The 15,131-nt window shown below is 35.2% G+C and carries 14 protein-coding genes; 11 read left to right on the forward strand and 3 right to left on the reverse strand.

The window, feature by feature from the left end:
* Window positions 1-462 precede the first annotated feature (462 nt).
* The 4 genes from JUJ52_RS20975 to JUJ52_RS20990 all read left to right on the forward strand — a co-directional run bounded on the left by JUJ52_RS20975 (window position 463) and on the right by JUJ52_RS20990 (window position 5,504).
* The gene (locus JUJ52_RS20975) at window positions 463-1,212 is read left to right on the forward strand and encodes an alpha/beta hydrolase (protein ID WP_205388884.1); all 750 of its coding nucleotides are present in this window, start codon (window positions 463-465) and stop codon (window positions 1,210-1,212) included.
* 362 nt (window positions 1,213-1,574) lie between these two features.
* Entirely contained in the window at window positions 1,575-2,891 is a 1,317-nt protein-coding gene (locus tag JUJ52_RS20980) for a hypothetical protein (RefSeq protein WP_205388883.1), read from the forward strand.
* Window positions 2,892-3,001: 110 nt separating this feature from the next.
* Complete coding sequence (locus JUJ52_RS20985) at window positions 3,002-4,114, forward strand: mandelate racemase/muconate lactonizing enzyme family protein (RefSeq protein WP_026682269.1); 1,113 nt, start codon at window positions 3,002-3,004, stop codon at window positions 4,112-4,114.
* Window position 4,115: 1 nt separating this feature from the next.
* The gene (locus JUJ52_RS20990; protein WP_205388882.1) at window positions 4,116-5,504 is read left to right on the forward strand and encodes a YfcC family protein; all 1,389 of its coding nucleotides are present in this window, start codon (window positions 4,116-4,118) and stop codon (window positions 5,502-5,504) included.
* A 176-nt stretch (window positions 5,505-5,680) separates the two neighbouring features.
* On the opposite strand, the gene JUJ52_RS20995 is transcribed toward JUJ52_RS20990, so the two are convergent.
* From JUJ52_RS20995 to coaW, 3 genes are all read right to left on the reverse strand, one after another.
* Window positions 5,681-6,871, reverse strand: a complete 1,191-nt coding sequence (locus JUJ52_RS20995; RefSeq protein ID WP_205388881.1) for an MFS transporter — start codon at window positions 6,869-6,871, stop codon at window positions 5,681-5,683.
* A complete protein-coding gene (locus JUJ52_RS21000; protein WP_051388391.1) occupies window positions 6,868-7,296 on the reverse strand; it encodes a MarR family winged helix-turn-helix transcriptional regulator in 429 nt (142 codons plus the stop codon). The genes JUJ52_RS20995 and JUJ52_RS21000 overlap by 4 nt, the downstream gene beginning before the upstream one ends.
* A 411-nt stretch (window positions 7,297-7,707) precedes the next feature.
* Window positions 7,708-8,505, reverse strand: a complete 798-nt coding sequence (gene coaW / locus JUJ52_RS21005) for a type II pantothenate kinase (RefSeq protein WP_205388880.1) — start codon at window positions 8,503-8,505, stop codon at window positions 7,708-7,710.
* 548 nt (window positions 8,506-9,053) lie between these two features.
* On the opposite strand from coaW, the gene JUJ52_RS21010 reads away from it, so the two are divergent.
* The 7 genes from JUJ52_RS21010 (at window position 9,054) to JUJ52_RS21040 (ending at window position 15,034) form a co-directional block, all read left to right on the forward strand.
* Window positions 9,054-9,479 carry a hypothetical protein gene (locus JUJ52_RS21010; RefSeq protein ID WP_026682274.1) on the forward strand — a complete coding sequence of 142 codons (426 nt, stop codon included), beginning with the start codon at window positions 9,054-9,056 and terminating at the stop codon, window positions 9,477-9,479.
* A 55-nt stretch (window positions 9,480-9,534) separates the two neighbouring features.
* Window positions 9,535-10,317: a hypothetical protein gene (locus tag JUJ52_RS21015; RefSeq protein ID WP_121603737.1), complete on the forward strand. Its 783-nt coding sequence runs from the start codon at window positions 9,535-9,537 to the stop codon at window positions 10,315-10,317.
* A 45-nt stretch (window positions 10,318-10,362) separates the two neighbouring features.
* A complete protein-coding gene (locus JUJ52_RS21020) occupies window positions 10,363-10,830 on the forward strand; it encodes a hypothetical protein (protein WP_205388879.1) in 468 nt (155 codons plus the stop codon).
* Window positions 10,831-11,267: 437 nt separating this feature from the next.
* The gene (locus JUJ52_RS21025) at window positions 11,268-12,053 is read left to right on the forward strand and encodes a GNAT family N-acetyltransferase (protein ID WP_026679584.1); all 786 of its coding nucleotides are present in this window, start codon (window positions 11,268-11,270) and stop codon (window positions 12,051-12,053) included.
* 147 nt (window positions 12,054-12,200) lie between these two features.
* Window positions 12,201-12,752 (forward strand): sigma-70 family RNA polymerase sigma factor, encoded by a 552-nt coding sequence (locus JUJ52_RS21030; protein WP_205388878.1) that lies wholly within the window; start codon window positions 12,201-12,203, stop codon window positions 12,750-12,752.
* Entirely contained in the window at window positions 12,745-13,686 is a 942-nt protein-coding gene (locus JUJ52_RS21035) for a hypothetical protein (protein ID WP_205388877.1), read from the forward strand. Before JUJ52_RS21030 ends, JUJ52_RS21035 begins: the two co-directional genes overlap by 8 nt.
* 793 nt (window positions 13,687-14,479) lie before the next feature.
* Window positions 14,480-15,034, forward strand: a complete 555-nt coding sequence (locus tag JUJ52_RS21040; RefSeq protein ID WP_226983551.1) for a sigma-70 family RNA polymerase sigma factor — start codon at window positions 14,480-14,482, stop codon at window positions 15,032-15,034.
* The last annotated feature ends 97 nt before the right edge of the window (window positions 15,035-15,131 follow it).

The raw sequence follows: 15,131 nt of genomic DNA on the forward strand, positions 1-15,131 counted from the left end.
GTTTTCTAAATAAAATTTGCCTATGTGGATAAATATGGGTGTGTTGAGCCGCGTCCAGCTCCAGCGCCCTGAAACGAGGACTTCACGAATCTCCCTAATCTAAGTCATCATCGGCTTGCAAGCACACCGTGATTCCTTTATCTCCGTTGTCTCGCTTCTTTTGTTACGTTTCTAATCGGGCACTTGCGCTTTTGTTCAAAAATCATAGTAGCTAGAAACATAGAATAAGTTTCTAGCTTCTAATATGGTATAATTTACTATAGTCATTCAATTTCATAAGTGCTTGCTCCCACATAATAATCGAACAATTATCACATAAAGTGAAGCCAGTATGGATAAGAGGGAGATCAAGTGCCAGTAAATGTCCGATTGGTTCAAAGGTATTTAGGTCATACCCATGTGGTACTAACAATTAGTGAGGGATATATAAAATCCCCACTTTTTATTAAAGGAGGTCATAAGATGTTAGAAAATAATGACGTTTTAAGAGGTGCTGAAGAATTTTATTTCGCTGGTAATCAGACAGGAGTATTGGTAATTCATGGGTTTACTGGTTCTACTCAAAGCATGCGATTTCTAGGTGAAAAACTAGCTGAGGCAGGATTTACAGTTTTTGGTCCTCGTTTAATTGGTCATGGTACAACTCCAGAAGATATGGAAAAAACGACGTATCACGATTGGGTTCAAACGGTAGAAGCAGGACTAGAAAAATTACAATCTACCTGCACCGAAGTCTATGTAACTGGACTTTCAATGGGAGGAACATTGACACTATATCTCGCAGAAAACCATCCAGAAATAAAAGGAATTATCCCAATAAATGCGGCTACTCATATGCCAGATATGAATAAGTATTATGACAAATTATCGCAAACTGACAAGCGATTTGTTGATGGGATAGGCTCTGATATTAAAAAAGAGAACGTTAAAGAGTTAGCATATGAACAAACACCAGTAAAATCGATGGGCGAACTCAAAAAATTAGCTGAAAAAGTAAGAGACCAGCTCCCGGCTATTGAGATACCTACCTTAATCTTTTCTTCTACTGTGGATCATGTGGTTCCACCAGAAAACTCACAAGAAATCTATCGATCTATATCATCAAAGGAACGTTCTATCATTTTATTGGAGAATAGTTATCATGTTGCGACATTGGATTTTGATAAAGAATTAATTGCTGGAAAATGTGTTGAGTTTATCCAACAAACCTAATAGGTACACGGTATACAAGGAATCACCAACAGTTCTGTCATGGTGATTCCTTCTTTGTAGTCAAGGAAATTATAAAATTAGCCCAAGTGGATAAAGAGGAGGATGTTGAGCCACCGTCCAGCTCTAGCGACCATAAACGAGGCGACTTCGAAACGCCCTAATCTAAGTCATCATCGGCTTGCAAGCACACCGTGATTCCTTTATCTCCGCTGTCTCGCTTCTTTTGTTACGTTTCTAATCGGGCACTTGCGCTTTTGTTCTGTAATTAAGATAATGTGGGTATTCTCCGTATAATCCTGAAAAGCAAATATTGGTTTATATTTCCTAATCATTTACAATATTGTTAGAGAGGAGCTTGAAACATGGCGATAACCATAGGGTATATTGGATCTGAACACTCCGTAAAAACAGTTAAAACGATAGCGAGACAACATCCAACTATTCAAGTAAGAACTTATCTATATGGCAAGCCTTCGGAGATAAGTAAATTACACCGTCAAGCTGCGAAGGAGACAGACATTATATGTTTTTCTGGAATTGTATCTTTTTATTACCGTGATCGTAACTGTGAAAATAAACCATTTATCATAACACCTTTTCATGAATACATGATAGCTGCTTCTATCTTAACGTGTCTGATTAATTTTAATGCACGTATTTCCGAATTATCGATTGATTTACCTGACCGATCCATTTTGTTGGATATTCAAAACGATATAACATTTCAATTAAATCCACTACATGTGTATGATTATCAGTGGATATATAATGATTCACAAGAAAAAAAGCTATCAATTCAAGAGATAACAGCGTTTCATGAAACATTGTACATAGAAAAGCAAACAAAGATGGCAATTACAAGTATTCATCATGTTTATGATTTACTGAAAAAAAGGAATGTACCTGTCATTTATATGGTTGATACGGAAAGAAACATAGAGGAGATACTATATGAAGCAAGTAAACGAGTACTATTTTCTCAATTACAAGACGGGATGCTATCTATATTATATATTTCACTTAAAGATAAGACACCTCTTACTTTAAAGCAATTTGAAATCATAATGAATACCATTAAACCTTTACCAGGTATCGAATATTCGATAAAGAGAAAAGATAAGCTTATTTGTTATACGACAAGAGGAACCATTGAGGATTTTCTATTAACTAGGTCTAATCTTGAGTGGATAACGCAGCTTGAGTCAGACTTGGAACAAAGCTTTGCTTTTGGTGTTGGTTATGGAAAGCAGCTTTTTGAAGCGGAAGAAAATGCATTGTTAGCATTACAAACTGCTATTAATGGTATGGGGAGCAATGGTTATGTAGTCACTGATAACAAAGAACTTATCGGGCCGGTTTTTGGAGAAACTCGCGGTGAAAAGATTAGAACAACAGATCAGTGGTTACATCATGTTATTAATAAAACGAATACAAATTTAAGGACAATGCAACGATTCTTTACTTTTTTGAAGGTACATCAGTTTGGATTCTTTTCAGTTCGTGAATTAGCAATATTTTCACAAGTGTCCATTCGCACTTCAGAACGATTTGTTAAACGCTTGTATGAAGCTAGGTTAGTAGAAATCATTGGACAAGAGCAAGGGCTTAAAAAGGGTAGACCGCGCAATGTTTACAAGGTTTCCGAGGAGCTAGAAATAGAGATAAGGAAACGGGTTTAGTTGAAAACTAATCCGTTATAAATTTTCGGAAAATTTGACAAGTAATAAAAATTCCTTTATTTTTATATTTAACGACATATTAACGACGTTATAAGCTTGGAGGATAAACGATGAAAATTACAAAAGTAGATATTCATAAAATAGAGTTACCATTAAAAGAACCTTTTATTATTTCGTATGCAAGATACGATGTCATGCCAGCAATTATTGTAAAAGTGTATACAGACAATGGTCTGGTTGGATATGGTGAAAGCTTGCCAGACGAACATGTAACAGGGGAGTCCGTGCACAGTGTATTGGCAGCTCTAAAGTATCAACTAATTCCAGCTATATTAGGTAAAGATCCTAGGAATATACAACAGTTACATACCACAATGGATGGCGAGTTAGTTGGAAATGGGGCTGCTAAGGCAGCCTTGGATATTGCCTGCTATGACTTATTAGGGAAATATAGTAATCTACCAATCTATTCGCTATTAGGTGGAAGAAAGCATGAGGACCCGACCATACCTATGGTGCTTAGTATCCTAGAACCGAATGTACTTGCTAAACAAGCCAAGGAAGCAATACGAGATGGATATCATGAAATTAAAATGAAATTAGGTGTTGATTTTGAAGCAGATATAGAGCGAGTGCGAGCCGTACGTGAGGCGGTAGGTCCTAATATATTAATTCGTATCGATGTTAATCAAGGATGGGGTAGTATTCAAGTAGCTAAACAGATGATTGAGCGCTTATCTGAATTTCGAGTAACGTGGATAGAACAGCCTATTAAGGCAATGGATGTATCCTTATTTCGATCATTAAAAGAAAGCTCTAATACGCCTTTAATGGCAGACGAAAGTATGGTGTCACCGCAAGACTTAAGAACCTTGATAGAGCATCGTTCAGTGGATTATATCAATATTAAGCTAATGAAATGTGGAGGTATCTATCCGGCTTATCAGCTTGCTACACAGGCGTCATTGTTTGGAATAAAATGCCAAATAGGTTCGATGGTCGAATCAAGTATCGCATCTTCTGCAGGCTTTCATGTAGCTCTAGCAAAGGAAAATATTATTTCAACTGAGCTTTCAGGTCCGACAAAGTTCACAACAGATATTGGAGATTTAACTTATTCACTTCCTAAAGTGAATATGACAGATCGACCTGGTTTAGGTATACATATCAAAGAAGACACGCTATTTCATTTAAGTAAAGCGTTTGAAGAGGTGATCATTTGATATGAAGAAGAAATGGAGGATTCCTCACACGTATGCAATCATATTTTCAATTATTATTATGGCTGCAGTTGCTACGTATCTCATTCCTGCTGGACAATATGAACGAGGTGAATTAGGCGGGAGAGAAGTTGTAGTAGAAGATAGTTATCAACGGGTAGAGCAAACCCCTATCACCTTTTTTGAAGTGTTTACCGCAATTCCACAAGGAATGGAAAAAGGTGCTCAAATTATCTTTTATATCTTTCTTGTAGGTGGAGCGTTTGGCTGTATCAGAGCTACTGGAGCAATTGATTCGGGCATTAATAAATTAGTTTATAGGATGGAAGGCAGGGAAAGGCTTCTTATTCCAGTCATTATGCTTATATTTTCGATTTTAGGATTCACCACAGGAATGTCTGAAGAAAGTATCATATTTGTTCCAATTGGGATAGCAATTGCGCGTGCACTTGGATATGACACAATTGTGGGGACAGCAATGATTACGCTTGGTGCTGCTAGTGGATTTATCGGTGGTATGATGAACCCGTTTACAGTAGGAGTAGCACAAGGAATTGCAGAAGTGCAAATTTTCTCAGGATTCCTCTTTCGGTTCGTTGTATATTTATTTATATTATCCATTGCAATTTGGTATGTAATGCGTTATGCGAGAAGGGTTAAGCTTGATCAACGGATATCTGTAATGTATGACATTGATATACAGACAAAGCAATACGATACTGCAACGGAGCAAAATAAAATAGCTATGTTCAACTTCCGCCACGGTTTAGTTTTACTCGCGCTTGGAGTCGGTGTATTCATCAATATGTATGGCGTATTTAATTGGGGATGGTTTTTAACAGAACTAGCTGCATCATTTATCATTATTGGTTTATTCTCTGGGATTATTGGTGGATTGGGCATTAATAAAACCTTTGCTTCCTTTGTTGATGGGATGAAAGTTGTTGCATTTGGTGCATTAATCGTAGGTTTTGCAAGAACCATTCTTGTAGTGATGGAAAATGGAGTCATCATCGATACAATTATATATGCATTATCTAACGCCATTTCTAATCTGCCAGATACACTGAATGTCCTTGGAATGTATGTGGTGCAAATTATTCTTAATTTCTTTATTCCTTCTGGTAGTGGTCAGGCTGCAACAACTATGCCTTTGATGGTTCCACTATCAGATATATTGGGTATTGAAAGGCAGGTAGCTGTACTCGCCTATCAATACGGTGATGCGATAAGTAATTCTATAATCCCTACTTCTGCCGCGTTAATGGGGTACTTAGCAGTAGCGGGAATCCCGTATGAAAGATGGGTCAAGTTTGTTTGGAAGCTAATATTAATCTGGCTATCTATTGCTGCAGTTGCATTAGTGATTGCGGTTATGATTGGAATAAGCTAATCAACAAGAGGAATTGGGACATAATAAAAACAATCCATTGTAAGAATGGATGATGTCTCTGGAAATATACGTAGGCGCCAGGTAAAAGCGATGTATATTTTCCAGAGTGGTTTAGTTGTACTCCATTATTTAGTTGTACGTTTATTCCTTAATTAGAATTACTTTGACGTTGCCTTTTATGCTATCTCGTTTTTCATTTTTGTTTTATTTACCTTAGAATGATACATATGAAATAGACTAATAGCTACTAAGATAATTACTGCACAGATGAGATACAGATTAGAGAATCCAATAGCTGTTACAACAATTCCCCAAATAAAGGACCCTGCAGCAATACCTGAATCATATAATATAAAGAAAGTAGATGTAGCATGCGAGCTTCTGTTATTTGGAGCAGCTTGAATTGCCATTGTTTGAAAACTTGGTAATAAAGTTCCATAACCTAGACCGATTAACGCAGCAGATAGTAGTAGCATCCAAGGTGTATTAGTGATGCTCAATGATACAAGTCCAATAGCAAAGAGAAATAAACATGGGAGTATCACAAATTTAGGACCTTTCGAATCAAATGATCTTCCGAGATATGGTCTTGATAATAGCATGACTGCTGCAAAGACGACGAAGAAATAACTCGCTGTAGAAGCAAGTCCTAAGCCGTTAGCGTATACGGAAATAAAGGACATCACACTAGCGTAAGCCAGCGCAACTAAGCTACTTATTAATGCAATTGGCATTGCTTTCATTTCTATAAAATCATGAATCGTTAACCTTTGCTTGATTGCTTTCGGAGCAACTTTTTCTTTAGGAACGTTAACCATCGCTGAATTCATAATAGCCACGATCATTAGTATTCCTAAAATTATAAATAAGTTCTGAAAGCTCGTATATTGTAATAAGGTTAAACCTATAAATGGACCGATGACAACGGCTAAGTTCATTGCCATAGCAAAATATCCAAGTCCAGCACCGCGGCGTGATGGTGGAATAATGTCGGCAGCAATCGCCCCTGTAGCAGTAGTAATAATACCAAAAGATAACCCATGGATGAATCGCAATGCTAATAATGGCATGAAGGCATCAATAATTAGATATAAAAACGAGGTGACTGCGAAGATCGTTACACTTATTAATAGTCCCCTTTTTTTCCCTGTCTTGTCTAATAGCTTCGCAGAAAAAAGGCGGACGATAATCGCTGCCAATAACATGGCGGTTACAACTAAACCACCTTCTGCTTCTGTACCACCTAAATTGTCAATCACATAGATAGGAAGAGTTGTCATTAACGTATAAAAGGATAAGAAAATGAGGAATTGTGTCATTGAAATACTTATAAAACTTTTTGTCCATATTTTTGGTTCTTGACTCATAGGTTGTTCTCTCCTGTTGCTAATTTAGTTAATAATGTATATAGTTGTACTTTTTCATCGTACGTTAGACTTGCTACCATATCGTTATCAAATTGATCCATTGTTTCTCTAACAATAGGTATCTTATTGCTAGCATAGTCGGTTAATTCGATAACGCGCTCCCGTTTATCTGTGCCTTGTTTCCGAGTAATCCAGCCGCTTCTTTCCAAACGAGATAATGTCCTTGTTACAGTAGGTGCTTCGATATTTAAGTATTTCCATATTTCTGTCTGTGTCATAGGACCAAAACGATCAATACAAAAAATAATGGACCATTGGGATGCAAATAACCCATGGTCACTAAGCCGATTGTTCATCTCTTTTGTGAAAAATCGAAATCGTTGGTTTAGTAAATGGAGCAAATCTCGATTCAATAATTCTTTCAATTGTATCACCTCATATATTTACCTAGGTAAATAATATACTTGATCATTCTATACTTTTTGTATGTATTTGTAAAGCTTAGTAATTTGATATGAATGATTACCTAACTCTTCCAATCATACTGTTGAACATTTTTCTCTGTTTCGATAACTCTATAATGGAATAAAATATCAGATTATGAGCCGTCACTTGCAGTCAACGCTTTAGCTATCTGTGAGTCCATACCATTAACCACGAAAGCAGCAGATGTTGCTGTTTTGTGGCAGTCGACGGCTCAATTTTTTTCCTTCCGCTATAAAGGGTTTTTAGAATCCATATCTCCAAGCTTTACTAAATAGATATAAAATCTGATCAAGGGGTTATCTATATAGGGTAACTGGAACATACCTCATTCTAAATTCAAACCTATTTATTCATGATAAAAAGGCACCAATTGCTCCTACATATGGGCCATTATCGAGAAATATGGGTTCATATGGAAGCATGGCTTGAAACTCGGATAATACCTTTTTTAACGGTTTGTTATACGATAAGGTACTACCAGTAAACACGATTTTATCCGTTTGATTGGCCATGGCTGCTTGTGACGCCAACAGAATCGTACTTTCACCAATTAATTGTGTAAGACTAGCCAGATAATCAGCAGAAGTGGCTTCATTTGCCTGCTGGACTTTACCAAAGTTGGCAGCTGTTAAATTCCTTTCAAGAGGTGATTCCGTGGATGTATAAATATCGTTTACCAATACATCACTATTTTTATGATTGCCGATCTGACTCAACTGAACAAGCTCATTATAGTCAGATTTCCCGCTTAATAGATAGCCAAGTCCCATAAAGATACCTCCACCAATTCCACTCCCGAATAGACGAGTGAAATTATTTCTGCTCACTAAAAAATAAGAGGTTCCAGTACCAATACTTACGAGGATATATTTTTCTAGTAAAGTCTCTTTTTCTTGTTGTAATAGATAATTTGTACCTTTGCAAACAGCTGTAAATTCATCAATGACAATAGCGCTTGTTGGTAAATCGTTTTGTAATTCCCTACTACCACCACCGGTTAAATAAATGGAGGTATTTGTAGAGGGAAGCCAATTAATTACTTGTTTCTTCATGTGGTTGGAGAATAATTTAACGTGTAACGATCCTTCATAGTAATAAGCAATTTTAATTAAAGAACCACCTGCATCTATTCCTATTTTTAGTGGCAATACTTCACTTCCTTTCAATAGATAATTGTTATTATTTTACTAATATGAAGGTAAGGTAGCCATTAATATGATTCACTATACTGCATTTATAAAAACGTATTTTACTATAAGTAACGGTGTAATTGATTCAGAAATGCGTAATAGAAGTATTTATTTCGATTTAATATATCTTCTTCCATTAAGTTTATCCTACATATAACTGGCAAAAGACCCTCACTTCAAGCAAGTGAAACCAATTCTGGATAAACAAAATCCCTAACTGATTGAAGTTTCACTTTATAAGCTAAAAGTCCTTTATTTAAACAAGAAATTTTTAATCCATTGCAGCTTATATCGATTTTTGTAGAAAATTCTGATTTATGTATGTGTTTATACCTATAATTGGATTTGAAGTTAGTTTTTAATCCAAGTCTTAAAACTATTATACTATTTTAAAAATAGTATAATTTTCAGATTTTAATAGAAGGTCAATTTGTTACTATAGTATCAAAGAGGGAGTAAATAAATGTTAATGATAGATAAGTAATAATACGAAAGGACAGTTGGTCGTGAAAAAACGATTACTATGGGGCGTTTGTATCATTCTCTTTACAACGGGTGCAACTTGGCATATGAGTGCTTCGGCTGATCGAGGAGAGGAACATTGGTTAACAGATTACTTTGAAACGGTTGAAGGAATCAACCAGTGGTTGAAAGAGAAGAGTTTAAGTGTAAAGCGATCTCTTCTTGAAGAAAAAGAACAAACGATTAAGAACAAAGCAGATCGGTTAACACAGCTATCAAAACGTGTTAGTTCCAAAAATAAAAAGGAGATTAATCAATATTTACAATCTTATTACGTCCGTTTACAAGAATCAAAGGAGAACCTAGAGGGTGACGTATTGAAAGCCTATGAGGTTAGAAAAAAATCGGAGATTCATACTGAGATTAAGGAAGATGTTACTTCGTCTTTACAAGATTGGTTATATGATTAGGGATCTATCATATGATTTCTATCAAATATAAAAGAAAAGAAGGGGAGTATGTAGAATGAAGCTAGGTTTACGTACACTAAAAGGAAAGATAGCTGCTGGTATTATTGGTGTTGGTGTTTTATCTGGTGCGGGGATAGTATTTGCTAATACGGATGCAGGATCAGCATTACGTGAATGGTACAATGCTATGTTTAATGATTCGGTAGAGAGAATTGAAGACGAGGTAACTGCTTATGGGGAGGGAAAATTACCGGAGCTTGAGGCTGAGTATGAGCAGTTAAAAAGTGATGCCTCTCTCGATATTGATTTAACAAGAGTAGAAGAAACAAATGCTTCGTTAGAGGAAATAGTTGCGACAAAGCTAGAGCATATCGAGTCACTTGATAGCGAAGCGCAGCAGATACTAGAAGATATGGGATTGCAATTTTATAATGTTTTAATTGATGGTTATTTAGAAATTGAACGTTTACAAGAAGAAGGTTTAAATTATGCTACGGAAGATTTAACAGCATATACTGGAGAAGTTGGGCAATCAGCAGTTAATCAAGTAACTACAGACTTAACAGAGGCTAAAGAAACAGCTGTAGCTGAGCTAGAGGCAGCTGTGCAAAATGCACAAGAGCAACTAGAAGCAGAATTGGCTTCAAATGAGGAAATTACAATTAGGAACTTAAAAAATCAAGTCGATTGGGCTATTGAAGATCTTCGTGAGTTAGTAACGGAATTATTAGCAGGATTAGTTGAAGAACAACAAGTTATTATTACGGAAACAGCACAGGCTCTTGAAGATGAAGCAAAAGCAGCTCTTGATGAAGTTATATCGGGTATTCATCAATAATTATCTATTCTGTTGAAATAGATAGATGCTAAGGAGGGAAAGCAGTTGTTAAACAGAATCCAAACTCGAAAACAAAAAAGGCGCCAAAGCCGAATAAGAATAGTGATCATTGTAATTATATCTGTAACCTTAATGGGAGGAAGTTTTACAGCTGTTTTCGCTGATCAAGACATTAATGGTTTACTTACTAGTTGGTTTCAACAGAAAAAGGATGAATCTATTGAAAAAATAGATGCTGCTATCTTAGCAGAGCAACAACAACAAACAAAGCGTTTGGAAGAAGCATTAAAAGTAGAAATTGCGAAAGCTGAACAGAGACTGGATGAAAAGGTAGAGAATGAGATTTTAGAGCGAACAAAGGCTTTGCAGCAATATTCAAATCAGCTTATCCAGTCCATGAAAGAAAGCAAAACGAAAGAATTGGATCAAGCCATACTTTCAGAGCTTGATCAAATCGTCCAAGAGGCAAAAGCTAAAATGGAGAATATAAAAGATACTCCAGCAAGCGAATGAAGAGAGTAATACGCAACCATAAGTAATGGAAAAAAATCCTGCTGAACGAGCAGGATTTTTTATGCTTCGGGGATTTTTATAATAAATAGATCGTTCATTAAGATGAATTTATTTCAATTTGTTTTACGTTAGTATATTAATTATAGTAAGTGCTTTATATGGTCAACTTACTATTTATCCCCCCCACAATAACCTACTTCAGGCAAAAAGAGAAGCCACTATTGGTAAGTGGGGGGGCGACTGCCAGTAAATGTCCGATTGGCTCTAAGGCCTTTAGGTCATACCCCTGTGGTACTAACGATCGCGGGGGATAAACAAAACTATAGCTGATTGAAGTGTCACTTTTAAAACAGCAAAAGGTTTACTTGAATGATACACCTACTTCTTTTATATTTAGAAAATAAACTGAACAGATCAGCTTGCAGAGGAGGAATTTTATGAAACGAAATATCGTCATTCAAAAGATAACAGAGATGGATGCGTTAGAAAGTATTCTTCATTTAGAAAATCAAATTTGGGGAAATGCAACTCCTGTACATCAAACATACACAGCGATAAATAATGGAGGGCTAATGTTAGGAGCATACGATGGAGATAAATTAATTGGTTTTTCCTATAGCTTTACTGGCTATGATGGGCAGGAAGTGTATTTATATTCACATATGCTAGGTTTACTACCTGATTATCGGAAGGCAGGCCTAGGAGAAAGGATGAAGCGTAAGCAAGCTGAGATTGCTGATCAAATGGGGTATGAGAAAATGATTTGGACCTTTGATCCATTGCAAAGTTTAAATGCTTACTTAAATATGAATAAATTAGGGGCGACTGGTGTCAAGTATAAGGAAAATTACTATGGAGATATGGATGATGGATTGAACCGGGGGATGGCAACAGATCGTATTATTATAGAATGGCATTGGAATGAGGATAAAAGCTTAGAGAACGTCCAGACAGTAATTGAAGAACAAGTACTCCTATTAGAAAAAGAAGGAATGCCAATTAGTAACCTGCATGCCGATCAGAATTTAAAGGAGAATGCATATTTTGTCTCTGTGCCAAATAATATACAAGAAATAAAAAGCAATCAGTTAGAACTGGCAATTGACTGGCGAATGAAAACAAGAGCGGTGTTTAATTGTTTGTTTAAGCAAGGATATCGAGCTAAAGGATTTATAAGGGATGATAATAAAAAGATTGGTTATTATTGTTTTCAAAAGAAATAATAATCCAAGTATATAATTAGAAAAAAACCTTAAATACAATGGTGTTTAAGGTTTTTTTCGTTAACACTAGATGATTATTAAAAATTTGGATATAACGCACCATATCTTTTTTTATAATCGTCTAATATATGGAAGGGGGAGTAAGGTTTGTTTAATGAGAAAGAGATTTTAAGTGAATCTGATACTAATGAAATTCTATTAGAAGAACTTATGGGGTTATATGGAGATGAGTTAAAACGAATTGCTTATTTGTATGTAAATGATATCTCGCAAAGTGAGGATATTGTTCAAGAAGTTTTTATATCTTGTTATAAGAATTTTCACCGTTTTAATAAAAAATCAAGCTATAAAACATGGTTATATAGGATCACGATTAATAAGTGTAAGGATTATCAACGGAAATGGAGCTTTAGAAATATAGTTTATAAACCTGTCATTAGTACAATAAAAGGACTATTAACAGAATCAATTCATGAGGAAGTAGAAAAACAAGAGCAATCAAATGAATTAGTTCGGTTAATTGCACAGCTTCCAATTAAATATAAGGATGTTCTTATTTTATATTATTATAAGCAAATGTCTTTAAAGGAGATTAGTACGATTAATGGTTTAAAAATGAATACAGTCAAATCAAGATTAGTTAGAGGAAGGAAATTATTAAAAAGAGAATTAGTAGAGAGGGGGATATATGATGAGTGAGTTTGATAATCATATTAAAAAAGAAATACAGAAATATTTAAACAAGAATATTCATTTTACTACTAATGATGAACAAGAAATTCTAAGAAAAAAGAAGAAAAAGCAGTATTCGTTATATGTCTCGTCACTAGTTTTTGCGCTTATATTAGTATTTCTATTAATCGGGCCTGTACTTAAAGATGAAGTAATAGACAATAAGATTTATGAATTTTCTCCTGCTCCTTTTTCTACAAAGATGCAATCCAGTAAGAAATTAATAGAAAGAGAAGACAATATGAAAGAGAAAGAACCTAAACAGAATGAAGTTGACAAGGAAGTCGCTGAAAATAAAGATGAGTCTGACGAAAAAGAAAATGCAATAGAAACAAATGATCAGAAGGATCAAGAGAATCAATCTGCGGATCAAAATGGTAATAAGGAACATCAAGAAGATCAAGAAAAACAATCTACGAATCAGACTGATAATAAACATCAGAAAGATCAAGAAAGTGAATCAACGGATAAAGAGCAAAATGAACCTTCCATTTCGGATAAGGAAAAAGAAGTTATACTTCATAAACTAAGGCAATTTAATTCGAGCATTGATGTAGTTATTGCAGAATTAGAACCAGAATCCTATAAATTTAAAAACACATTTGTTGTTAAAGAAGATGTGTATACACGCTTAAATAATATGATGACAAGAAATGTTGCAGAACAGATATGGTCTAACCGCCTAGAGGAAAAAAGCGATGGCTTATATTTAATTCCTATGGATGGCGAACCTGACTTCCGGGAGGGGGAAGAATATAGTATTACAAAACTCTCCAGTACTAAATTTAAAGTGACACAGACAGCAGTTGCTGATTTATATGGACACTACAAAGTGCTATTCATAGTAAGTAACATTGATAATCAGTGGAAAATAAGCGATTATAAATGGTCTAGTTTATAAAAATATTAATAATTTTGTTAATAGCTTATAACGAGAAGTGAAAAAAGCGCTTGATCCTCTCGAGGATTGAGCATCCAAATAAAAAACAGGACTTCTTCACTTTCATGTATAAACCTGCTATAAGTAAGTTGATAAAATTATAAATAAAGGGAATTTAAAAAAAGAGAGGATGGGTAATAACTAAAGCGGACCATTATAAGATAAAGCATGCATTACTGTCTCTGGTAACTATATGAAGCGCATTTCTATAAATCAGAGGGTAATTATAGCGAGTTCCTTTGTGGAAATCAGATTTTTTTAAATTATCTATGTACTTTTTGTGTTAGTTAACGTAAATTAATAGGATGATAGGTGATATCTATTAAATTGTACAATGGGATTAGTTTATCTCACATATTACTGGTAGTAAGACTCCCACTTCAAGCAATCAAGTAAAACCAATATGGGAAGTGGGATCAACTCAAGGAAATGTCCGATTCGTTAAAGGGCCTTGAGGTCATACCCTTATGGTACGAACCATCAGTGGGGGGAACAAAACCTCCAACTGGTTGAGTAAAAGTAGAATTGCGTGAGGAACAAATATCTTTCTTCATTTTGTCATATCACATACAGATTGTTCAACTGTACAAAGACCGTTAAGATAGGAACTGGCTCACAAAAACATTTCATTCTGTTGAATGAGATGTTTTTTTAGATAGATAAGAAAATGACGAGAACAAAAATAAATAAAAATGCCACTATCCTCTTTGTTCATTCGATAATAGGATTAAATAGAGTTGTTAGGGGGATAAAGATGGTTAAAGGAAAAAAGGCTCTCCATATGACCTTTGAAGAGATTGTTGAACAGAATGAACGCAGAATCCATTACCATATTCATAAACTTCATATTAATGATCCGCATCAGGAATTCTATCAAGAGGGGCTTGTTGCCATGTGGAACGCTTATGAGAACTATAAGCCAGATAAAGGACCATTAGCTACCTATTTTAATTATACCATTCGTAATCGTATGATCGATTTAATTCGAAAGAAAACAAGAGAAAGAGAAAATGACGATACGTATGAAGCTCATCAGTTCCTTAAAAGAACACATGGTAATTATGTTCGCGCTGGCGGTAGAATGTATCCAATAAGTAATCAGGAAACGGAGTACTTTCATGAAAACACAGACTTAGAAGATATAAAAAAAGAACTAACGGAAAATCAATGGAAATGGGTATTGTTGTTTATTGTTAAGGATTTATCGATAAAAGAGATCGCGGACAGAGAAGGTGTTTCCACCGATGCGGTGAAAAGCTGGGGAAGAGAGGTGAGAAGAAAACTACGTTCAGCAGCATTAGATTATTGACAAATAAGGATAAGACGCTGAGACAAAAGAATGAAGAAACAATAAAAAACGAACAATGAGGTGGTTACCCCCAAAAGTTAGAGTTTATACTATGCAA

It is taken from the genome of Virgibacillus sp. AGTR (genome assembly GCF_016919725.2).
Taxonomy (GTDB): Bacteria; Bacillota; Bacilli; order Bacillales; family Amphibacillaceae; genus Virgibacillus; species Virgibacillus salarius.

Excerpts from the sequence above, each read along its gene's own strand:
- JUJ52_RS20985 (WP_026682269.1), top strand. The coding sequence starts at position 3,002 with ATGAAAATTACAAAAGTAGATATTCATAAAATAGAGTTACCATTAAAA.
- JUJ52_RS20995 (WP_205388881.1), bottom strand. The coding sequence starts at position 6,871 with ATGAGTCAAGAACCAAAAATATGGACAAAAAGTTTTATAAGTATTTCA.
- JUJ52_RS21035 (WP_205388877.1), top strand. The coding sequence starts at position 12,745 with ATGAGTGAGTTTGATAATCATATTAAAAAAGAAATACAGAAATATTTA.
- JUJ52_RS21040 (WP_226983551.1), top strand. The coding sequence starts at position 14,480 with ATGGTTAAAGGAAAAAAGGCTCTCCATATGACCTTTGAAGAGATTGTT.
- JUJ52_RS21025 (WP_026679584.1), top strand. The coding sequence starts at position 11,268 with ATGAAACGAAATATCGTCATTCAAAAGATAACAGAGATGGATGCGTTA.
- JUJ52_RS20990 (WP_205388882.1), top strand. The coding sequence starts at position 4,116 with ATGAAGAAGAAATGGAGGATTCCTCACACGTATGCAATCATATTTTCA.
- JUJ52_RS20980 (WP_205388883.1), top strand. The coding sequence starts at position 1,575 with ATGGCGATAACCATAGGGTATATTGGATCTGAACACTCCGTAAAAACA.
- JUJ52_RS20975 (WP_205388884.1), top strand. The coding sequence starts at position 463 with ATGTTAGAAAATAATGACGTTTTAAGAGGTGCTGAAGAATTTTATTTC.
- JUJ52_RS21015 (WP_121603737.1), top strand. The coding sequence starts at position 9,535 with ATGAAGCTAGGTTTACGTACACTAAAAGGAAAGATAGCTGCTGGTATT.